Below are 18,377 nucleotides of genomic sequence, written 5' to 3' on the forward strand. Positions count from 1 at the left end.
ACAGCGGGCCGGTATTTCGGCACGGCGTCGTCACCGTCAACACTGCATTGCGCGTCGGTCCGGCGCGGGGGAAACGTGAGCTGACCGGCTCTTCTCCGAACGAGGGTCGTCAATTCGCCGGTGCCGGCGCGGCGGTGAAGCGCATCGCCGCCACCTCCGGGTCCTCGGCCCAGAGCGCCACGCGGTCGCCGCGGTAGTGGCCGTAGGCGAGGAACTGCGGGACCCCGGCGGCGTCGCGCACGAGGGTCTCGCGGGTGAGGATCGCCGCGCCCTCCTTCAGGCCCAGGATGCGGGCGGTGCGCTCGTCGGCGTTGACCGCCTCCACGGTGGCCTCGACCTGGTTGCCGGGGGAGGAGCGGACAGTGTCGATGAACACGCGGACGGCCTCGTCCAGCGCCTCCCGGTCCGAGCGCGGTCCCGTCGCGTCGGCGATCGGGTGGTAGCCGACGATGATGCCGGCCGGCACACCCTCGATCGAGACCAGCTGCTCGGCCATCACCACCCGGTCGCCGTCGAGCTCGAGGCGCTCGCGGATGTGCCGGTGCGCGATCACCTCGCTGACGTCGGTCACCTCGCAGACCATCTCGAGGCCGCCCGGGTGCTGCACCGAGTCGGCGCCCATCGCCCAGCCGCCGGTGGGCAGCAGCGAGAGCAGCGGCAGCTCCCAGATGCTGCCGACGACGTTGGTGCCGATCCGCTGTCGGCGGCGGATCAGGCCCTCGGAGCCGAGCTGCTGCAGGGCGCTGCGGATGGAGTTGCGGCTCATCATCATCGACATCACGAGGTCGTGCTCCTCGACGAGGTCCTTCTCGGTGATCAGGCCGCGGCGGATGCTCGCGCGCAGCAGCGCGTGCGCCCGGCGCGGGCTGCTCTGCAGGAGCTCGCGGATGCGGCGCTGGCTGCCTTCGCGAGCGCGTCCCAGGGCCTCTGCGAGCTCGAAGTCGTCGTCCACGGCGTGCCTCCTCAGGGGGCCGGAGTGCCCCGAATTCCCACCGTAGGTCGGCTTTCGCACGGGCCGTCACGCGGGGGTTAAACCTGGGTTACAAGCGCGGGACCGAGGAGGCGGCGGCCAGGAGGTCCTGCGTGGTCGGGTACGCCCAGCGGAGGTAGGCCACCGGGATCCGGCTGCGCTCGGCGACCAGCTCGTGCGTCGTCTCCCGCTCGGCGCCGCTCTCGAGCAGCTCGCCGACCGAGCGCGCCAGGGCGGCGAGCCGGAGCGACTCGCGCTCCGCCTGCCGGCGCTCGAGATCGCGGGAGTCGAGGACCCGACGCGCGCGCACCGGGAGCCGGCGGCCGCGGTGCGGGGGAGCAGTGTCGCGCTCCCGCGCCCAGGTCCGCGTCGCCGCGACGTCGCGCCGCAGCTGCTCGACCAGCGCCTCGGCCCCGCGGTAGCGGCGCTGCGGCCGGAGCTTGGCGTGCAGCTCCACCCGGATCTCGTGCCCGTAGAGATCGCCGGCGTAGTCGAGCAGGTGCGCCTCGAGCAGGCGCTCGCCGTCGCGGCCGTAGAAGCTCGTGCGGCGGCCGACCGAGACGGCGGCGAGGTGCGTCGAGCCGTCCGTCTCGTCGATCACGGTGCCGGCGTAGACGCCGTCGGAGAGGCCGCCGACGTCCAGCGGGAGGTTCGCCGTCGGGAAGCCGAGCAGGCGGCCGCGCTGGTCGCCGGGGACGACCACGCCGGTGACGACGATCGGGGAGTCGGGGTGCGCTGCGCTCATGCCCCCAGTCAAGCGGCCGCCCGTTTCACCGCGATGACCCCCGCGTTCCCGTCCGATTGCGCTGGCCCGATCCTCGCCGTTCCGGGCGGAGGAGCCCATTGCGCGGTGCCGCGAGATGCCACTTGTGCACGCGACACGCCGACGAAAGCGTGCACAAGTGGCATCTCGCGGGGGAGCGAGGACGTCAGTCGAGGTCGAGGCTCCCGAAGTAGGCGGCGAGGAGGACGCCCATGGCGCCCGCGCCGACGATCGCGGCGCGCCTCGACCTGCGGCGCGGCAAGGCGGCCAGCCCGGCGACGAGATTCGCCGCGCTCCAGCCCGCGTTCACGAGCGGCGACGACAGCCCGCGCCCCGGCGGCGTGGCGAACGGCGAGGGGAACCTCCGCCCCTGCAGCGCCGCGACACCGTGCGGCACCGCGTTGACGAGCAGCACCCCGGCGAGGGCGCTCCTGGCGATCCGGCCTGCGCGATCGGTGCTGGTCACGACGACTCCTCCTTCAGACGGTCCCCGAAGCCTCCCCCGTCCCCCTCCGCGAGATGCCACTTGTGCACGCGACACGCCGAGGAAAGCGTGCACAAGTGGCATCTCGCGGCGCAGCGTCAGGCCGGCGCGTGCACCAGGGCGGAGATGCGGCGCTTGCAGGCGTTGAAGTCCGGGGACGTCACGTCGCGCTCGCCGGGCAGGTCGACCGTCACGATCTCGCTGATGTGCCCGGGCACGCCGTGCGAGGCGCCGCCGGTCATCACCACGACGCGGTCGGCGAGGTAGACCGCCTCCTCGATCGAGTGCGTCACGAACAGCACGGTGGTGCCCGTCTCGCGGTGGATCCGCTTGAGTTCGACCTGCAGATCGGAGCGGGTGAGCGCGTCGAGCGCGCCGAACGGCTCGTCCATCAGCAGCACCGACGGCTCGTTCGCCAGCACCCGCGCGATCGCGACCCGCTGCTGCATGCCGCCGGACAGCTCGCCCGGGAAGCGGTCGGCGAAGCGGGTGAGCCCCACCGCCTCGATGAAGCGGTCGGTCACCTCGGCGGCCGCGGCCTTCGGCAGCTTCTTGCGCCGCGGACCGTACGCGACGTTCTCGCGCACGCTCAGCCACGGGAACAACCCGTAGTCCTGGAACACGACGCCGCGGTCCGGGCCGGGCGCCGAGACGGCCCGGCCGCCGACCTCGACGACGCCCTCCGTCGCCTCCTCGAAGCCGGCGAGGATGCGCAGCAGCGTCGACTTGCCGCAGCCGCTCGCGCCGACCACGGCGACGAACTCGCCCGAGCGGACGTCGAGCGAGACGTCGGCCATGGCGAGCACGCCGCCGCCGGCGGTGTCGTAGCGCTTCGCCAGATCGAGCACGTGGACGTCCGCGGTGCGGGCGGGAGCAGAGGTGCCCGGAGCGGAGGGGCCGGCGGCGGGGCCGGGGGCGGCAGCGGAGAGCGTCATCGGGTCCTCACTTGACGAGCGGCCGGCGGCCGAAGAGCACGCGGAACAGGAGCAGGAGCAGCCGGTCGGAGGCGAATCCCGCGATCGCGATGCAGATCATCCCGACCACGATCAGGTCGGTGCGCACCACGTCGCGCGCGAGGAAGATCGTCGAGCCGAGGCCCGTGCTCACGCCCGTCGTCTCGCTGAGCACCAGCACGACCCAGGCGAGGCCGAGGCCGATGCGCATGCCGTTCACGATGGCGGCGGCGGAGGCCGGCAGCACCACCCGGACGAGCACGCCCGCCCGCGACGTGCCCAGCATCCGCGCCGCCTCGATCAGCCGCGGCGGCACCTGGCGCGCCCCGCTGATCGTGCCGAGCACGATCGGGAAGAACGCCGACAGCGTGATCAGGAAGATCGACGCCTGGTCGCCGTAGCCGATCAGCAGCGCGACCAGCGGCACCCAGGCCGTCGCCGGCACCGGCCGGAACAGGTTGATGAACGGATCGAACAGCGAGTTGATCGCGTAGTACCGGCCCATCAGCACGCCGAGCGGCACCGCGAGCACCGTGGCGAGCGCGAAGCCGCCGAAGACGCGGCCGGCGCTCGCCGCCAGGTCGGTCCAGAGCAGCCCGCTGAAGGCGTCGTCCCGCAAGCCCGCGACGGCGTAGTCGATCAGCGAGACCAGCACGTCGCCCGGGTAGGGCAGGAACGCCATCCGGATGCCGAACGGCAGCTCCCACTCGCCCGCCCGCCCGAACTGCCAGAGCAGCAGGAAGAGGATCGGGACGGGCAGGCCCAGCAGGAAGGTCGTCCAGCCGCTGCGCCCGGGGCGGCGCCGGCGCCGGACGGTCGACAGCCGCTCGGTGGCGGTCGCCGCCTCGGCGGGGCGCGTCGTGGTGGTCATCGGCCGACCGCTCAGGCCTCGGGCGCGAACGAGGTGTCGACGACGTCCTCGATCGCGGGCGCGGAGTCGATGAAGCCGAGCTCCTGCATCTGCGTCGCGAGCGCGCCGAGCTGGCCCTGGTACTCCTCGCTCAGGTCGGAGCGGAGCCAGAAGTTCTCCAAGGCCGACTCGAGCACCTCCTGGTCGCCGCCGAACTCGGCGATCATGTCCGGCAGCCACTCGTCGACGCTCTCGGCCATGTAGGCGGTCGTCGCGGCGTGGGTGTCGACGACCTTCTGCACGACCTCCGGCTGCTCCTCGATCATCGCGCCGGTGGTGACCAGGCCGATGTTCACCCGGCCGATCGGCGTCGCGTACGGGTCGGCGATCTCGGTGCCGCCGGCCGCCTCCGCGATCGAGACGCCGATCTCCACGCCGAAGAACGCGTCGATCGAGCCGCTGGTGAACGCGGACGCCATCTCGGGCACCGGGATCGTGATCAGCTCGAGGTCGTCGTCGGTGAGCTCCGCCTGGTCGAGGTAGTAGCGCAGCGCGACCTCCTGGGCGCTGCCCTGGATGTAGCCGACCTTCTTGCCGGCCAGGTCCTCGACGGAGGAGATGCCCTCACCGCCGAGGAAGCCCGAGCCGCCGTCCGCGGCGGACGCGACGATCTTCAGGTCCCGGTCCTGCGCGATCGAGGCGATCGTCGGGGTGACGCCCGAGATCGCGAAGTCGATCGTCCCGGCGACCAGCGCGTCGCTGAGCGCGGGCGTGGTGTCGAGGGTGATCACCTCGAACTCGACGCCCTCCTCGGCGAACTGCTCGTAGAGGAACGGCTGGTAGAAGTGCGGCTGGCCGCGGAGGGTGCCGACGGTGACGGGGACCGTGTCGCCGCCGTCTCCGGAGGCGGCGTCGCTCGCTCCGGAGCAGGCGACGAGCGAGAGGGTGGCGGCGAGTGCCGCGCCGAGGGCGAGGCGTGTGGACGGCCGGGACAGGGGCATGCGGGCTCCATCGGGTGAGGGGTGTTCTCCCACTCAACCGCCCCCAGATGCTGTGCGATTTCTGAGAAGTTTCCGACGTGTAAATCCCTCGTTCCCCCTCGCGAGATGCCACTTGTGCACGCGACACGCCGACGAAAGCGTGCACAAGTGGCATCTCGCGGGAGGCGCCCGCCCGCTTACGCCGCGAGGAAGCGGTCCGCCGTGCGGAGCGCGAGCGCGACCGTCAGCAGCGCCGGGTTCGCGATGATCGCGCTCGGGAAGACCGAGTTGTCGCAGACGAACAGGTTCGGCACGTCGAAGCTGCGCCCGTCGCCGTCGACGACCGCGTCGCCCGGGTCGGTGCCCATCCGGCAGGTGCCGAGCGTGTGCGCCGTGCGGGCGATCACCCGGGTGCTGCGCGCGCCCGCCGCCTCGACGATCGCGGTCATCGTCTGGATCGCGTGCTGGTCGATCGCCTCCTCGTTCGAGCCCGGCGAGAAGGTGATCCGCGCCTTCGGAACCCCGTGCTCGTCGAGCTCATCGGTCAGCACGAGCCGGTTGTCGTCCGAGGGCAGGCACTCCGCATTGATGCCGACGCCCGCCATGAAGCGGTAGTCGTCGAGGGCCTGCATCAGCGACGGCCCCCACAGTCCGGCGCCGCGGACGAACGAGGTCGCCTGGGTGAGCGGCATCGTGCCGAGGCTCTGGATCAGGTACCCGCCGGCGAAGTCCGCGTCGGCCGGGCGCACGGTGTCCTCGGTGATGACGGAGGAGGGGTAGCCGCGGTAGCCGCGCATCTCCTCGTCGAAGGTGCCCCAGACCTGGGTGGCGCCGTGCGCGAGGAAGTTGCGGCCGACCAGCCCGCTGCTGTTCGCGACGCCGGTGTGCAGGAGCAGCCGCGGCGTCTCGACCCCGCCCGCGCAGAGGAAGAGGGCGGAGCAGCGCTGCCGGTGCTCGACCCCGTCTGCGGTGTAGAGGACGGCGCTGACCTTCCCGGCCGCGTCGAGCTCGATCCCGTGCACGAAGGACTCCGCACGGATCTCGGCACCGTCGCGCACCGCGAGCGGCAGGTAGGAGGTGTCCATGCTCCCCTTGGCGCCGGTGCGGCAGCCCTGGTGGCACTGCCCGCAGTTGCGGCAGGAGGCGCGCTCGCCGTGCGCCTCCTGATCGCGCCCGGCGCTGAGGACGGCGGCCGGTGCGTCGGTGGCGCGGATCCCGAGGGCCGCGCAGCCGCGCAGCATCATCTCGGCGGAGGCGTTGCGGTCCACCGGCGCCTGCAGGTAGCGGCGCGAGGGGTCCCACGGGTAGTCCGCCGGCCCGGAGACGCCGATGGTCGCCTCCGCCCGCTCCAGGTAGGGCACGAGTTCGGCGTGCGTGACGGGCCAGTCGCGGCCGAGGCCCGACTCGGTCCGCAGCAGCAGGTCGCGCGGGTCGGGGCGCGGGGTGAAGGCGCCCCAGTGCAGGGTCGAGCCGCCCACGCCGCGACCGCTGTTGTTGGGGCCGAAGGCGGTGGGCGTGCTGCCGCCGCTGAGGCGCTCCTCCATCCAGTTGATCTCGGTCGCCTCGGTCTCGTCGGCCGTGAAGGTCAGCGGATCGAAGTGCGGTCCGGCCTCGAGCGCGACGACACGGAGGCCTCGCGCGGCGAGGGTCGCGAGGATCGGCGCACCCCCGGCGCCGGTGCCGATCACGACGGCGTCGACGACCTCGTCGGGGGAGTAGCGGCGCATGCCGGTGGTGTTCATCGGAGGTTCCTCGTGCTGTTCTGCGGAGTGCCGGGTTCGCCGGTGCTGTGCTCGCGGGTGCCGGGCTCCCGTGTCCCGGGCTCCCAGGTGTCGTGCGCGTCGGCGCCGAGGGCGGTGAAGCCCAGGAGCGGGAGGGCGTCGCCGCCCGTGGCGTAGCCGTCGAAGCCGATGCGCGCCAGGCTCGCGGGGTGCGCGAGCCACTGCCGGACCAGGTCGTTGCGGCAGTCCTCGAACCAGGCCTTCGCCTGCTCCGCGCTGAACGCGCCGAGCGGCTCCGTGCCGAGCGCCTCGAGCCGCGCGTCCTGCTCCTCGGGGGAGAGGCCGTCGACTCCGGCGAGCGCGTCGAGGCCGAGGCGGTAGGCCTCGGGGTCGCTCGGCAGGTCGGCGTTGCGCCAGCCGTCGCCGCGGCCGGCCGCGAGCTGGGCGTCGACGCGGGCGGCGAGGTCGATCCGGCCGGGGGCGGCGCTGTCGCCGCTGTCCTGCGGCACCACCCGGTCCGCGACGGCGCGCAGCGTCGTCAGCTGGGCGGGAGTGAGCGCCTTCGGCGCGTACGCCGGGTCGTCCGCGAGCAGGCGCTCGGCGAAGAGCGCGCGGATCCGGGAGGTGGTGCGGCTGGAGCGGATCGTCTCCGCGACGTCGGCGGGCACGGCCGGTCCGGTGCCGGCCTCGTCGGTCCAGAAGGCGCGGATCGCCGCGGCGACCTCGACCGGCCGCTCGATCGGCAGCAGATGGCCGGCGCCGGGCAGCTCGACCAGGCGGGCGCGCGGGTAGCTGCGGGCGTTGGTCGCGCGCTGGCCGTCGGCGCCGAGGTCGCCGTCCTCGCCGCCCGCGATCAGCAGCGCGGGCAGGGCGGAGAGCAGATCGGCGACGTCCGTGCGGTCCTCGAGGCTGCCGGTCTCCAGCCAGTCGCGCCAGGCGGCGGGGGAGGAGCGGAGCAGATCGGCGAGCGCCTGCCGGTCCTCGGCGGCAGGGAGGTCACCGCCGATGTTCTGCTCGAGGAAGGTGCGCGCGTGCTCCGCGTCGAGGGGGCCGTCGGCGACCCAGCCGAGCATCTCGCTCCGCTTCTCCTCGGGCATCGGCTCGGGCGAGAGCGGCGAGCCGGCCAGCAGCACGACGCCCGCGAGCCCGAAGAGTCCGGAGCGGCCCGACAGCGTGCGCGCGGCGACCAGCGAGGCGACCTTCCCGCCCATGCTGTGACCGACGAGCAGCCAGCGCGAGGCGCCGTGCTCGCGGATCGTGCGGATCACGGCGGTCGTCATCGCCTCGAGCGAGACGTCCTCGGCGTCGCGCGCGTCGCCGTAGCCGGGCAGATCGATCGCCACGACGTCCGCCGCGTCGGCGAGCTCGCGGGCGAGCGGATCGAAGAGGCGGCCGCTGAGGCCGAGCCCGTGCAGGGCGAAGATCGTCGGCCGGCTCGCGGTCGTGGGCATGCAGGTCCTGTCGCATCGGGGAGGCGCCCGAGCGGCGGCATCCGGCCTCCATGCGACCACAGCGCGGGAACCCGCGTTGCCACTTGCGGGCGACCCGCGTTCGTGCCACGCGGCTTCCGTCCGCGCGGCGGCACCTGCTGATCGAGTGGCCGGTTCACCGGGCGGCTCATGCTGATCGAGTAGCCCGCGGAGCGGGCGTATCGAGATCGACCAGCGTCAGAAGGACGAGTCTGCAGCTCAGCCCTTCTGAGGGGGGTGGGTCTCGATACGCCCCTGGCGGGGCTACTCGACCAGCATGGCGGAGTACCTTCGCGTCCTCGCGCTCACGCGCTCTCGCCGAGCGGGAACACCAGCAGCGTCGACGTGGCCGTCGCGACCAGGCGCCCCTGCGCGTCCGTCACCCTCGCCTCGGCGAACGCCACGCGGCGGCCCGGCTTGACGACCGTGCCGACGGCGAGCAGCTCGCCGCTGTCCTGGTGCAGCCCGCGGAGGTAGCTGACGGTGAGGTCGAGCGAGGTGTAGCCGACGCCGATCGGCAGCGTCGACTGCACCGCGCAGCCCGCCGCCGAGTCGAGCACCGTGCAGACGAAGCCGCCGTGCACCCGCCCGATCGGGTTGTAGTGCGATTCGTCCGGCGAGCAGCGGAACTCCACCCGGCCCTCGTCGACCGCGCCGAGCTCCATGTTCATCAGCGTGATGATCGGCGGCGGCGGGATCGTCCCGTCCTGCATCGCCCGCAGGTAGTCCAGCCCGCTCATCCGCATCGCCGCGGCCGCCCCGGCCATCGGATCGTGCCAGGTCACCGTCTTGCTGCGCAGCTCGCTCATGCCCACTCCCTCGTGCTCACTCGCTCGCACCCTACGCGCGTCGGTCCTCGGCGCGTCGGCGCAGCGTCTCGAGGAGGGCGGCCGGGGTCTCCGGGTCGCTGAGGCTGATCGCGAACTCGCTGCCGTGGGTGGTCGTCACGACGAGCCCCGGGCCGGCGCGGAGGATGAGGGCCGAGCGGCCCGGGGACATCCGGTAGCCCCAGCCGCCCCACTCCGACGGGCGAAGCGCCGCGGTGGTCACCGACGCCATCGACGCCAGCGGGATCCGCCGCAGCGGGATGCCGAGCGCCCGGGACACCACGCGCAGCCCGCGACGGTCGGCCGTGACGCGCAGGCGGGTGAAGCCGAGCATCACGACCGCGCTCGCTCCGAGCACGATCGCCATCGCGATCGCCGGTCCCGTGTCGCCCGTGGCGAGCAGCCCCGGGACGGCGGCCGCCGCGATGAGCAGCAGCACCACTCCCGTGACGGCGAACACCCGGCCGGTGACGGTGTGCGACCAAGCACCGGTCTCCTCGCGGCCGAGCGGCAGCCGGTCGACGGCGACCCGCGGTGCGTGCCGGGTGGGCGGCGCGATCAGCGCCGGCACCACGGCGAACAGCCCACCGCCGAGGAGTGCGAGAAGCCAGGCGCCGAGCACGGCCTCCTCCGCCGACCCCGCGGCCAGCGTCGTGCCGACCGAGGTCGCCCAGGCGCCGGCACCGAGACCGGCGACGAGGCCGAGTCCGCCGAGCAGGAGGCGCGGGGCGCGGCCGAGTGCCGCGGCGACGAGTCCGGCGACGGCGGGGACGCCCGCCAGCAGCAGTGCCAGCCGGAGGAGGACCGCGACGGGCTGCGACTCGTCCGCGGCGCCGGTGCTCGACCAGTGCGAGGCGAGCACGGGCGGGAGCCGCTCGCCGAGGACGGCCAGTGAGACGAGGACCGCCGCGGCGGGGAGCAGGAGCGACGCGGCGGCGACGAGCGTGCGCGGGCTGCGGTCGGTGGTGGTGCCGGTGGTGGTCACGGTGCGGTCCTCTCGAGAAGGCGGATGACGTCGGCGCGGCTGATGCCGCTGCGGCGGGCCTCGGCGACGAGCTGCTCGACGAGGGCGGTGACGCGCACGAGGCCGGGGCCGGCCGACTCCGCGATCCAGGCACCGCGGCCCCGTCGCATCTGCAGGATCCCGTCGTCGCGGAGCGCGGCGTACGCGCGCAGCACGGTGTGCATGTTGATGCCGAGGGAGTCGGCCAGCTCCCGCGCCGGCGGCAGGCGGTCGCCCGCCGAGAGCTCGCCCGCCGCCACAGCGGCGCGGACCTGCGCCTCGAGCTGATCGGCCAGCGAGCGCGGCGAGGAGTGGTCGACACGCAGCAACATGTTCGCAATATTAGTAGAACAATGAGCGAGGAGTCGAGCGCGCTAGCGTGGAGGGTCCAGCACGGGAGAGGGGACCCCGATGACGACTCCGGTCACCGGTGCGCCGTCCGCGGCCCGGCGCGCGGCCACCCTGCGCCTCGCCGGCCTCTTCGTCGCGGCCGCCGGCCTGCTGGACGTCGTGTTCCTGTTCGCCCCGACCGGCTCCGGCTCCCTGCTCGCGGCGCGCGCCGTCGTCCTCCTCGGGGCGGCCCTGCTCGCGGCCGCCGCCTCGGTCCTCGCGCGCGGCGCCGACTCGAAGGGCGGGCTCGTCGGCCCGACCGGAGCGACGGCGCTGATCGTCTTCGCGGTCCTGATCGTGCTGCGGCCCATCGTGTCCTGGTCCTCGCCGAGCACGACGGGCTCGACGTCCACGCCCGAGATGATCGCCGCTTCGACGCTCGTGCTCACCCTGGCCGTGCTCACCGCGGCCGCCGGAGTGGTGGGGCTCGTCGCGCTCGGGCGCTCGCGCACCGTCCCGCGGCGGGTGGTGGTGATCGCCGCGGTCGCCGTGGCCGTGAACGCCGCCGGAGGATTCGCGACGACCGTCCCGCTGCTGGTCACGGCGACGCCTTCGCAGGGGCTGCTGATCGGGATCTCGATCGTGGCCTCGATCGCCGGGTCGCTCGCGATCCTCGCCACCGGAGCCGTCTGGCTGCTCGCCGCCCGCTCGATGGTCCGCGCGGGCTGACCGGCGCGCCTTCGCTCAGGACGACCGCTCAGGACGACAGCGCCAGCGACACCGCCAGCACGACCATTACGACCGCGACCGCGCCGTCGAGCACCCGCCAGGCCGTCCGGCTGCGGAACAGCGGGCGCAGCGCCCGCGCCCCGAAGCCCAGCGCCGTGAACCACAGCACGCTGCCCAGCGCCGCCCCCGCGCCGAACCACCAGCGCTCGTCGCCGTGGGTGTTCGCGACGGAGCCGAGCAGCACCACCGTGTCGAGGTACACGTGCGGGTTGAGCAGCGTCAGGGCGAGGCAGGTGCCGATCGCCGTCCGCAGCGACGTGGAGGCGCCGGCCGGGTCGCCCTCCAGCGTCCCGGGGCGCAGTGCGCGCCGCGCGGCGAGCACCGCGTAGGCGAGGAGGAAGGCGATCCCGCCCCAGCGGATGACCACCAGCAGCCATGGCGCCGACTCGAGCACAGCGCCGATCCCGGCGATGCCGAGGATGATCAGCGCCGCATCCGCCAGCGCGCAGATCGCGACGACGGCGAGCACGTGCTCGCGGCGGAGCCCCTGCCGCAGGACGAACGCGTTCTGGGCGCCGATGGCGATGATGAGCGAGAGGCCGAAGCCGAGGCCGGACACGGCGGCGAGGAGGGGGGACACGACTCCGACGCTAGGGGTGACCGAACCTGTAGACCAGCTCACGCTCCTTCAGTACCGTAAGCAAAACTGATGGGGAGCCCGATGTTGACCGACGACCTCGACCTCGCCCGCCTCCGCGCCCTCGCCGCCGCGGTGCGCTTCGGCTCGTTCGACGCCGCCGCGCGCGAGCTGCACGTCACGCCCTCGGCGCTCAGCCAGCGGATCAAGGCGCTCGAGTCCGCCGCCGGCCGGGTGCTGCTGGTGCGCTCGCGCCCCGTCGTCGCGACCGAGGCGGGCGCCGGCCTCCTCCGTCTCGCCCGCCAGATCGAGCTGCTCACCGAGGACGCCGTCCGCGCGCTCGACGGCGGTGCGCGCGAGGGCCGTGGACCGGTGACCGTGCCGATGGCCGTCAACGCGGACTCGCTCGCGACCTGGGTCCTGCCCGCGCTCGCGACCGTCCCCGAGGTCGTCGTCGAGCTGCACCGCGAGGACCAGGAGCACACCACCGCGTTCCTGCGCGACGGCACCGTCCTCGCCGCGGTGACGGCCGAGGCGGAGGCGGTGCTCGGCTGCACCGTCGCCCCGCTCGGCGTGATGCGCTACCGCGCGATGGCCGCCCCCGCCTTCGCCGAGCGCTGGTTCCCGGAGGGTCCGGACGCGGCGGCGCTCGCCGTCGCCCCCGTGGTCGTCTTCGACGAGAAGGACCGCCTGCAGGCCCGGTTCCTCGCCGCGGCGGGGGTCGAGGCGCGCCCGCCGCAGCACCGCGTGCCCGGCTCGGCCGACTTCGAGCAGGCCGTGCGCCTGGGTCTCGGCTGGGGCATGCTCCCCGAGCTGCAGGCCCCCGTCGGCGCGCCGGGCCTCGTCCCCCTCGGCGGCGCCCCCGTCGACGTCCCCCTCTACTGGCAGCAGTGGTCCCTGCACACCCCGAGCCTCGACGCGGTGGCCGCCGCGATCACCGCCGCCGCCCGCGCGACCCTGCGCGTCTGATCCCCGCCGCGAGATGCCACTTGTGCGCGCGACACGCCGCGAAGAGCGTGCACAAGTGGCATCTCGCGGAGCCGGCGGGGCGGGGGTCAGACGGCGAAGACGTCGCGGAGGGTGACCGTCTCGAGGGAGCGGGCGCGGAGGAGGTCGACCAGCTGCGCGTAGACCATCGTCACCGGGTCGAAGTTCGCGTGCCCGATCACGATGCGCTGCGGCCGGAACCACTCGTCCGCGAAGCCGAGCAGCTGCTCCGGCGTGATCCGCCCCGAGTCCGAGAGCGAGCCGTACCAGAGCGTCGTCGCCGTGTAGCCGACGGCCGCCGCGGCCGCCCGGCTGCGCGCGTCGGTGTAGCCGAACGGCGGGCGGTAGAACGGTGCCGCCTCCACCCCGTAGGTGGTGCGGATGAAGTCGCCGTTGCGGCCGAGCTCCTCCTGGATCCCGTCGTCCGAGAGCGAGGTCAGGTCGGCGTGCGACCAGGTGTGGTTCGCGAGCTGCACCTGCCCGCTCGCGACGAGCGGCGCGAGTGCCGGCGCGTTCACGGTCCAGGAGTCGTACTTCCCGTTGAGGAAGAAGGTGAGCCGGGTGCCGGTGTCCTTCGCGAACTGCGCGTAGGCGGCGACGACGTCGGTGTCGGCGCCGTCGTCGACCGTCCACGCCATCAGGTTCCCGTCGCCGGGCAGCTCGGTGATCGTGCCCTCCGGGAGCGGGAAGCGCGCGCGGATCGGCACGGGCGTCGCCGTCGCGGTCGGCACGGGGCGCGGCGGGGGAGCGGGGGTGGGAGTAGGAGTCGTGGTCGCGGCCACCGGCGTCGCGGTCGGCGTGAGCCGCCCGGTGCTCGTGCACCCGGCCAGACCGGCGGCGGCGGAGGCGATCCCCAGCAGCAGCGCACGGCGCCGCAGTGCATCCGGCCTCGAGCCGTTCATGATTCCCCCCGCGGCGACCCGGACCCCCCGGTGCACCGGAGCGACCGTAGCACCGGCGAGTCTTGCAGGGTGCGCGCGTGTCGCCTAAGCTACTCGGGTTGCGTGCATCTGCACGCTCTTGCGCGCTGCCCTCCGGGCGGGACCCCGGTCCTCCTCGACAGGCGGGCGGTGCGCCGACAAGTGACCTTGGGTGGGTCGGGCGAGGCCTCGTGCCGCGCGTGGCCCACGGTACCCACACATGGAGGAAACCATGGCAGCAGTCTGCCAGGTGACCGGAGCCGTTCCCGGCTTCGGACACGCCATCTCGCACTCGCACCGGCGCACCAAGCGCCGCTTCGACCCGAACGTGCAGAAGAAGACGTACTACGTCCCGTCCCTGCGCCGTAACGTCACGCTGACGCTGTCGGCCAAGGGCATCAAGGTCATCGACGCCCGTGGCATCGAGTCCGTCGTGAAGGATGTTCTCGCTCGTGGGGTGAAGATCTAATGGCCAAGCAGCAGGACGTCCGTCCGATCATCAAGCTCCGCTCGACGGCCGGAACCGGTTACACCTACGTGACCAAGAAGAACCGCCGCAACGACCCCGACCGTCTCGTGCTCAAGAAGTACGACCCCGTAGTGCGCAAGCACGTCGACTTCCGCGAGGAGCGCTAAGTATGGCCAAGAAGAGCAAGATCGCCCGCAATGAGCAGCGCAAGGTGGTCGTCGACCGCTACGCCGCCAAGCGCCTCGAGCTGAAGAAGGCCCTCGTCGACCCCGCCGGGACCGACGAGTCCCGCGAGGCCGCCCGCACGGGCCTCCAGAAGCTCCCCCGCAACGCCTCGCCCGTCCGCGTCCGCTCGCGCGACGCCGTCGACGGCCGCCCCCGCGGCAACCTCTCGAAGTTCGGCATCTCGCGTGTCCGCTTCCGTGACATGGCCCACCGCGGCGAGCTGCCCGGCATCACCAAGAGCAGCTGGTAAGCGCCGCGCAGCGCCGCTCACCAGCGTGCTAGCTGCGCTCACGCCGAAGGCCCCCCGATCTCGCGATCGGGGGGCCTTCGGCGTTCCCGGGTCGGGGCGTCCCTGCCGCCCCTCCCGCAGTCGGCTACCTGAGGTGGTCGGTTCTTGTAGAGCGTCCTGCGTACGCTGCGCTCAATCGCTTGGCACGCGATTGCGCGATGCGCTCGCGGTTCCCGCTGGCGCTCCTCGTTCCGGACGGTGATCCGTCGCGAACGGCTCCTTCGTTCGCTCTCAGGCAGCCGTTCGTGACGGATGGGCGATGCCTCGCACAGGCTGGATGGCCCTCAGCATGCTGATCGAGTAGGCCGCGGAGCGGGCGTATCGAGATCCGTCCCGCCGAGGCGCCGCGTCGTGCCGCGTAAAATGGGGGCATGACAAGCAGCCTTCCGACCGTCGCCGAGATCGCGGCGCTCATCGACCACGCGATCCTCAAGCCCGAGCTGACCCGGACCGAGGTCGACGCGCAGCTCGACGAGGCCCGCGCGGCCGGCGTCTTCAGCGTCTGCGTGCGCCCCTCCGACATCGCGCACGCCGTCCGCCGGCTCGAGGGCTCGGGCGTCCTCGTCGGGACGGTCATCGGCTTCCCGCACGGCACGACCTCCACCGCGGCGAAGGTCGCGGAGTCGACGCAGGCCCTCGCCGACGGCGCCGTCGAGCTCGACATGGTCGTCAACATCGGCCGCCTGCGCAGTGGACTCCTCGACGACGTCGAGGCCGACATCCGCGCGGTCGTCGAGGCCGCCGAGGGCCACGTCGTCAAGGTGATCCTCGAGACCAGCTACCTCGACGACGAGCAGATCGTCGCCGGCAGCGAGGCCGCCGAGCGTGCGGGCGCCGACTTCGTCAAGACCGCGACCGGCTTCGGCGGCGGCGGCGCGAACGAGCACGACCTGCGCCTGATGCGCGGGGCCGTCTCCGACGCCGTCCAGGTCAAGGCCTCGGGAGGCGTCCGCGACCTCGACACGCTCCTCGCCTTCCGCGAGCTCGGCGTCACCCGCTTCGGCACCAGCGGCTCGGCCGTCATCCTCGGCGACCTGACCGCGCGCCAGGCGGGCGACGCCTCCGCCGCCCGCGTCGACGCCGCGTCGTACTGAGCGCCGTGCGCGGGGGAGGGCCGTCCGGTCGGCGCGCCGCGGCGGAGGGCGGGTCCCTCGACGTCGTCGCCAAGGCGCTCAAGGAGCGGGTCTACGCCGCCTTCACCGGGCTCGCCGTCGTGATGATCTACGCCGTCGACGAGCAGGCCGACTCCGCGCACGCCCTCCGCAGCCTCGTCATCGCGATCGTCGGCATCTCGGCCGCCGGCTTCGTCGCCGACGTCATCGCCCACCAGGTCGCCCACGCCGCGACCCCGACCGCGGCCGAAGCTCGCGTCATGCTCCGGATCGCCGGCGGCGCCCTCGCCTCCGCCTCGCTCCCCGTCCTGGTGCTGATCGCCTCGGCGCTCGGCTGGATCGACGACGTGGTCGCGCTGCGGATCGGCGTCGGCGTGTACGTCGCGACCCTCGCCGGCATCGCCCTGATCGCGGTCGTCCGGGCCGGCCTCGGCGTCGGGCAGAGCATCATCGGCCTGCTCGGCCTCGTCGGACTGGGAGCCGCCGTCGTCGGCGTGCTCGCCCTGTCGCACTGAGGGGCCGGCGATCGTGACCGGCACCCGCACCCGCGTCGAGCTCGGCCGCCGGGAGGACCTCGGCGCCGACTGCGCGAACTGCTTCGGCCTCTGCTGCGTGGCCCTCGCGTTCACCCGCTCCGCCGACTTCCCCGTCGACAAGCCGGCCGGCGAGCCGTGCACGAACCTCGACACCGAGGACGCCTGCACGATCCACCGGCGGCTGCGCCCCGAGGGCTTCGCCGGCTGCACCGTCTTCGACTGCTTCGGCGCCGGCCAGAAGGTGTCGATGCAGACGTTCGGCGGCGTCTCCTGGCGCAGCGACGCGGAGGTGCGCGCGCGGATGTTCGCGGTCTTCCCGCTGATGCGCCGCCTGCACGAGCTGCTCTGGTACCTCGACGTCGCCCTCGGCCTGCGCGAGGTCGACGCCGCCCTGCGGGACGCGGTGCGCGTCCGCTTCGACGCGGTGCACGCCCTGACACTCGCCGACGCCGACGCGATCCTCGCCGCCGACGTCGACGCGGAGTACGGCGCCGCCCGACCGCTGCTGATCGCGGCGAGCGCGGCCGCGCGGCACGACGGCCCACGGCGGCGGCGGCACGGCCGGCTGCGCCTGCAGCCCGGCGCCGACCTCGTGGCGGCCGCCCTCGCGGGCGCCGATCTGCGGGGTGCCGACCTGCGCGGCTCCATGCTGATCGCCGCGGACCTCCGGGGCGCGGATCTCCGCGGCTGCGACGTCCTCGGCGCCGATCTGCGGGACGCCGACGTGGCGGGGGCCGATCTCTCGACGGCCATCTACCTCACGCAGGCGCAGGTCAGCAGCACTCGCGGCGACGCGCGGACCGCGCTGCCGCCGGACTTCGAGCGCCCGTCGCACTGGGCGGCGAGCACCGGATCGTGAGCGCTGGGCCTCGAGCGCCGGAGGGTCAGCCCTCGACGGTGCCGGCGGCCGAGCCGTCGTCGTCGAGGCCGAGGCCGCCGAGGACCTCGCGGTGGAGCAGGTGCGACCCGTTCCAGTTCTCGATCACGCACTGCGGGAAGGCCTCGAGGTCGAGGGCGTCGAGCCAGCTGGCGGCGGCTTCGCGTGCCCAGGACTCGGTGGAGTAGACGCCGAGGATCTCGGTCTCGTCCGCGAACGGCCCGGTGGTCGAGAGCACGTAGTGTCCGACGCTCATGGCTGCTCCTTCATCGTCGCGCAGTGGCGCGCGATGACAAGCCTGTCACAAACACGCTCTTGCGGAGAGCCGATGTCGGCGGCTAGGAGATGCTGTCGCGAAGTCGCGCGTTCAGGGCCGCGAGGGCGGCGGCGATCTCGGACTCGTCGGCACCGGGGAGGACCGCGCCACCCTGCGCGAGGCTGTGCCGGAGGGAGTCGAGCTCGGGGGTGCCGAGGCGGCCGGCGGAGGTGAGCACCTCGAGGGTGGTGAGGACTCCGATGAGCGCGACGGCGTCGTCGACGTCGAGGGGTCGGGCGCAGTTGTTCTCCATGCGCATCTCCAGGGGTTCGGTGCCGCGCGGGGGACGCGGTCGGGGGGCGGGTGGGGCGGGTGAGGGGGCGCTGCCGGCTCCGGGGCCGGACGCACCGAGACGCCCCGCGGCCGGATCGACCGCGGGGCGTCAGGGGTGGTGCGGGGTGATCAGGCGACGCGCGGCTCGGCCTCGGGGGCGTCGTCCTCGGGGATGTGGACGTCCTGCACGGTGACGTTGATCTCGGCGACGTCCATGCCGACGATCTCGCGGATCGCACGGCCGACGGCGGAGCGCACGCCCTCCGCCACGTCCTGCAGCGCGGCCGGGTACTCGGCGACGATCGTGACGTCGGCGGCGACCTGGCGCTCGCCGACCTCGACCTTGACGCCCTGGGCGCGGTCGTCGTTGCCGAGCGCGCCGCGGATGGCGCCGAGGGCGCGGGCGGCGCCGTTGCCGAGGGCGTGCACGCCGGGCACCTCGCGGGCCGCGATGCCGGCCACCTTCGCGATGACGCCGTCGTCGATGACCGTGCGTCCGGTCCCGTTCGTCGTCGTGGTGTTCGCGGTGCTCTCGGCCATGATCTCCTCTTTCGTCTCGGTGCCCGGTCGGTCGATCGGGCGGTTCAGAGGTAGGACGGAGCGTGCACGGTGAACGTCACGGTGGAGTCCCGGCTGCCCAGGGGACTGCCAGGGTCG

24 protein-coding genes are annotated in these 18,377 nt (G+C 73.6%); 8 read left to right on the plus strand and 16 right to left on the minus strand.

The window, feature by feature from the left end; genetic code table 11:
• Positions 1-109: 109 nt before the first annotated feature.
• The 11 genes from EDF45_RS02130 to EDF45_RS02180 all read right to left on the minus strand — a co-directional run bounded on the left by EDF45_RS02130 (position 110) and on the right by EDF45_RS02180 (position 10,352).
• The gene (locus EDF45_RS02130; protein WP_123701565.1) at positions 110-952 is read right to left on the minus strand and encodes a GntR family transcriptional regulator; all 843 of its coding nucleotides are present in this window, start codon (positions 950-952) and stop codon (positions 110-112) included.
• Positions 953-1,040: 88 nt separating this feature from the next.
• Positions 1,041-1,715, minus strand: a complete 675-nt coding sequence (locus EDF45_RS02135; protein ID WP_221181073.1) for a riboflavin kinase — start codon at positions 1,713-1,715, stop codon at positions 1,041-1,043.
• Between the two features lie 184 nt (positions 1,716-1,899).
• Complete coding sequence (locus EDF45_RS02140; RefSeq protein ID WP_207901598.1) at positions 1,900-2,199, minus strand: hypothetical protein; 300 nt, start codon at positions 2,197-2,199, stop codon at positions 1,900-1,902.
• 116 nt (positions 2,200-2,315) lie between these two features.
• Complete coding sequence (locus EDF45_RS02145; protein WP_123734803.1) at positions 2,316-3,152, minus strand: ABC transporter ATP-binding protein; 837 nt, start codon at positions 3,150-3,152, stop codon at positions 2,316-2,318.
• 7 nt (positions 3,153-3,159) lie between these two features.
• The gene (locus EDF45_RS02150) at positions 3,160-4,041 is read right to left on the minus strand and encodes an ABC transporter permease (protein ID WP_123734804.1); all 882 of its coding nucleotides are present in this window, start codon (positions 4,039-4,041) and stop codon (positions 3,160-3,162) included.
• Between the two features lie 11 nt (positions 4,042-4,052).
• Positions 4,053-5,021: an ABC transporter substrate-binding protein gene (locus EDF45_RS02155; RefSeq protein ID WP_123734805.1), complete on the minus strand. Its 969-nt coding sequence runs from the start codon at positions 5,019-5,021 to the stop codon at positions 4,053-4,055.
• A gap of 176 nt (positions 5,022-5,197) precedes the next feature.
• Positions 5,198-6,742: a GMC family oxidoreductase gene (locus EDF45_RS02160; protein WP_123734806.1), complete on the minus strand. Its 1,545-nt coding sequence runs from the start codon at positions 6,740-6,742 to the stop codon at positions 5,198-5,200.
• Positions 6,739-8,172: an alpha/beta hydrolase gene (locus tag EDF45_RS02165; protein ID WP_123734807.1), complete on the minus strand. Its 1,434-nt coding sequence runs from the start codon at positions 8,170-8,172 to the stop codon at positions 6,739-6,741. Before EDF45_RS02165 ends, EDF45_RS02160 begins: the two co-directional genes overlap by 4 nt.
• A 323-nt stretch (positions 8,173-8,495) precedes the next feature.
• Positions 8,496-8,999, minus strand: coding sequence for a PaaI family thioesterase (locus tag EDF45_RS02170; RefSeq protein WP_123734808.1), 504 nt, complete (start codon positions 8,997-8,999; stop codon positions 8,496-8,498).
• Positions 9,000-9,030: 31 nt separating this feature from the next.
• Positions 9,031-10,002, minus strand: a complete 972-nt coding sequence (locus tag EDF45_RS02175; protein WP_123734809.1) for a hypothetical protein — start codon at positions 10,000-10,002, stop codon at positions 9,031-9,033.
• The gene (locus EDF45_RS02180; protein WP_123734810.1) at positions 9,999-10,352 is read right to left on the minus strand and encodes a GntR family transcriptional regulator; all 354 of its coding nucleotides are present in this window, start codon (positions 10,350-10,352) and stop codon (positions 9,999-10,001) included. The genes EDF45_RS02175 and EDF45_RS02180 overlap by 4 nt, the downstream gene beginning before the upstream one ends.
• A gap of 79 nt (positions 10,353-10,431) precedes the next feature.
• On the opposite strand from EDF45_RS02180, the gene EDF45_RS02185 reads away from it, so the two are divergent.
• On the plus strand, positions 10,432-11,079 hold the full coding sequence (locus EDF45_RS02185; protein WP_123734811.1) for a hypothetical protein: 648 nt from the start codon (positions 10,432-10,434) through the stop codon (positions 11,077-11,079).
• A gap of 28 nt (positions 11,080-11,107) precedes the next feature.
• Here EDF45_RS02185 and EDF45_RS02190 read toward each other — a convergent pair whose 3' ends face one another.
• A complete protein-coding gene (locus tag EDF45_RS02190) occupies positions 11,108-11,719 on the minus strand; it encodes a LysE/ArgO family amino acid transporter (protein ID WP_208323005.1) in 612 nt (203 codons plus the stop codon).
• An 81-nt stretch (positions 11,720-11,800) separates the two neighbouring features.
• Here EDF45_RS02190 and EDF45_RS02195 point away from each other — a divergent pair, with 81 nt between their 5' ends.
• The gene (locus tag EDF45_RS02195) at positions 11,801-12,685 is read left to right on the plus strand and encodes an ArgP/LysG family DNA-binding transcriptional regulator (protein WP_123734813.1); all 885 of its coding nucleotides are present in this window, start codon (positions 11,801-11,803) and stop codon (positions 12,683-12,685) included.
• A gap of 86 nt (positions 12,686-12,771) precedes the next feature.
• Here the strand turns inward: EDF45_RS02195 and EDF45_RS02200 are convergent, their stop codons facing one another.
• Positions 12,772-13,605, minus strand: a complete 834-nt coding sequence (locus tag EDF45_RS02200) for a polysaccharide deacetylase family protein (RefSeq protein WP_123734814.1) — start codon at positions 13,603-13,605, stop codon at positions 12,772-12,774.
• Positions 13,606-13,855: 250 nt separating this feature from the next.
• Here EDF45_RS02200 and rpmB point away from each other — a divergent pair, with 250 nt between their 5' ends.
• From rpmB to EDF45_RS02230, 6 genes are all read left to right on the plus strand, one after another.
• Positions 13,856-14,092, plus strand: coding sequence for a 50S ribosomal protein L28 (rpmB, locus tag EDF45_RS02205; protein WP_056038148.1), 237 nt, complete (start codon positions 13,856-13,858; stop codon positions 14,090-14,092).
• Entirely contained in the window at positions 14,092-14,259 is a 168-nt protein-coding gene (gene rpmG, locus EDF45_RS02210; RefSeq protein ID WP_027692168.1) for a 50S ribosomal protein L33, read from the plus strand. Before rpmB ends, rpmG begins: the two co-directional genes overlap by 1 nt.
• A gap of 2 nt (positions 14,260-14,261) precedes the next feature.
• The gene (gene rpsN, locus EDF45_RS02215; protein ID WP_123444774.1) at positions 14,262-14,567 is read left to right on the plus strand and encodes a 30S ribosomal protein S14; all 306 of its coding nucleotides are present in this window, start codon (positions 14,262-14,264) and stop codon (positions 14,565-14,567) included.
• 410 nt (positions 14,568-14,977) lie between these two features.
• The gene (gene deoC / locus EDF45_RS02220; RefSeq protein WP_123734815.1) at positions 14,978-15,700 is read left to right on the plus strand and encodes a deoxyribose-phosphate aldolase; all 723 of its coding nucleotides are present in this window, start codon (positions 14,978-14,980) and stop codon (positions 15,698-15,700) included.
• A gap of 5 nt (positions 15,701-15,705) precedes the next feature.
• Positions 15,706-16,233 (plus strand): hypothetical protein, encoded by a 528-nt coding sequence (locus EDF45_RS02225; protein ID WP_123734816.1) that lies wholly within the window; start codon positions 15,706-15,708, stop codon positions 16,231-16,233.
• A gap of 13 nt (positions 16,234-16,246) precedes the next feature.
• Positions 16,247-17,113 carry a pentapeptide repeat-containing protein gene (locus EDF45_RS02230; RefSeq protein ID WP_123734817.1) on the plus strand — a complete coding sequence of 289 codons (867 nt, stop codon included), beginning with the start codon at positions 16,247-16,249 and terminating at the stop codon, positions 17,111-17,113.
• A 25-nt stretch (positions 17,114-17,138) separates the two neighbouring features.
• Here the strand turns inward: EDF45_RS02230 and EDF45_RS02235 are convergent, their stop codons facing one another.
• The 3 genes from EDF45_RS02235 to EDF45_RS02245 all read right to left on the minus strand — a co-directional run bounded on the left by EDF45_RS02235 (position 17,139) and on the right by EDF45_RS02245 (position 18,260).
• Entirely contained in the window at positions 17,139-17,387 is a 249-nt protein-coding gene (locus EDF45_RS02235) for a hypothetical protein (RefSeq protein WP_123444778.1), read from the minus strand.
• Positions 17,388-17,469: 82 nt separating this feature from the next.
• Positions 17,470-17,700: a hypothetical protein gene (locus EDF45_RS02240; protein WP_123444779.1), complete on the minus strand. Its 231-nt coding sequence runs from the start codon at positions 17,698-17,700 to the stop codon at positions 17,470-17,472.
• Between the two features lie 149 nt (positions 17,701-17,849).
• Positions 17,850-18,260: an Asp23/Gls24 family envelope stress response protein gene (locus EDF45_RS02245; protein ID WP_123734818.1), complete on the minus strand. Its 411-nt coding sequence runs from the start codon at positions 18,258-18,260 to the stop codon at positions 17,850-17,852.
• Positions 18,261-18,377 lie beyond the last annotated feature (117 nt).

Source organism: Rathayibacter sp. PhB186, from assembly GCF_003751825.1.
In the GTDB taxonomy this organism is placed as follows: Bacteria; Actinomycetota; Actinomycetes; order Actinomycetales; family Microbacteriaceae; genus Rathayibacter; species Rathayibacter festucae.

Bases quoted from the DNA above. Each gene is read 5' to 3' on its own strand.
- EDF45_RS02180 (WP_123734810.1), bottom strand. From the start codon at position 10,352: ATGTTGCTGCGTGTCGACCACTCCTCGCCGCGCTCGCTGGCCGATCAG.
- EDF45_RS02150 (WP_123734804.1), bottom strand. From the start codon at position 4,041: ATGACCACCACGACGCGCCCCGCCGAGGCGGCGACCGCCACCGAGCGG.
- EDF45_RS02135 (WP_221181073.1), bottom strand. From the start codon at position 1,715: ATGAGCGCAGCGCACCCCGACTCCCCGATCGTCGTCACCGGCGTGGTC.
- EDF45_RS02170 (WP_123734808.1), bottom strand. From the start codon at position 8,999: ATGAGCGAGCTGCGCAGCAAGACGGTGACCTGGCACGATCCGATGGCC.
- EDF45_RS02245 (WP_123734818.1), bottom strand. From the start codon at position 18,260: ATGGCCGAGAGCACCGCGAACACCACGACGACGAACGGGACCGGACGC.
- EDF45_RS02155 (WP_123734805.1), bottom strand. From the start codon at position 5,021: ATGCCCCTGTCCCGGCCGTCCACACGCCTCGCCCTCGGCGCGGCACTC.
- EDF45_RS02185 (WP_123734811.1), top strand. From the start codon at position 10,432: ATGACGACTCCGGTCACCGGTGCGCCGTCCGCGGCCCGGCGCGCGGCC.
- EDF45_RS02200 (WP_123734814.1), bottom strand. From the start codon at position 13,605: ATGAACGGCTCGAGGCCGGATGCACTGCGGCGCCGTGCGCTGCTGCTG.
- rpsN (WP_123444774.1), top strand. From the start codon at position 14,262: ATGGCCAAGAAGAGCAAGATCGCCCGCAATGAGCAGCGCAAGGTGGTC.
- EDF45_RS02165 (WP_123734807.1), bottom strand. From the start codon at position 8,172: ATGCCCACGACCGCGAGCCGGCCGACGATCTTCGCCCTGCACGGGCTC.
- rpmB (WP_056038148.1), top strand. From the start codon at position 13,856: ATGGCAGCAGTCTGCCAGGTGACCGGAGCCGTTCCCGGCTTCGGACAC.
- EDF45_RS02160 (WP_123734806.1), bottom strand. From the start codon at position 6,742: ATGAACACCACCGGCATGCGCCGCTACTCCCCCGACGAGGTCGTCGAC.
- rpmG (WP_027692168.1), top strand. From the start codon at position 14,092: ATGGCCAAGCAGCAGGACGTCCGTCCGATCATCAAGCTCCGCTCGACG.
- deoC (WP_123734815.1), top strand. From the start codon at position 14,978: ATGACAAGCAGCCTTCCGACCGTCGCCGAGATCGCGGCGCTCATCGAC.
- EDF45_RS02235 (WP_123444778.1), bottom strand. From the start codon at position 17,387: ATGAGCGTCGGACACTACGTGCTCTCGACCACCGGGCCGTTCGCGGAC.
- EDF45_RS02145 (WP_123734803.1), bottom strand. From the start codon at position 3,152: ATGACGCTCTCCGCTGCCGCCCCCGGCCCCGCCGCCGGCCCCTCCGCT.
- EDF45_RS02240 (WP_123444779.1), bottom strand. From the start codon at position 17,700: ATGGAGAACAACTGCGCCCGACCCCTCGACGTCGACGACGCCGTCGCG.
- EDF45_RS02195 (WP_123734813.1), top strand. From the start codon at position 11,801: ATGTTGACCGACGACCTCGACCTCGCCCGCCTCCGCGCCCTCGCCGCC.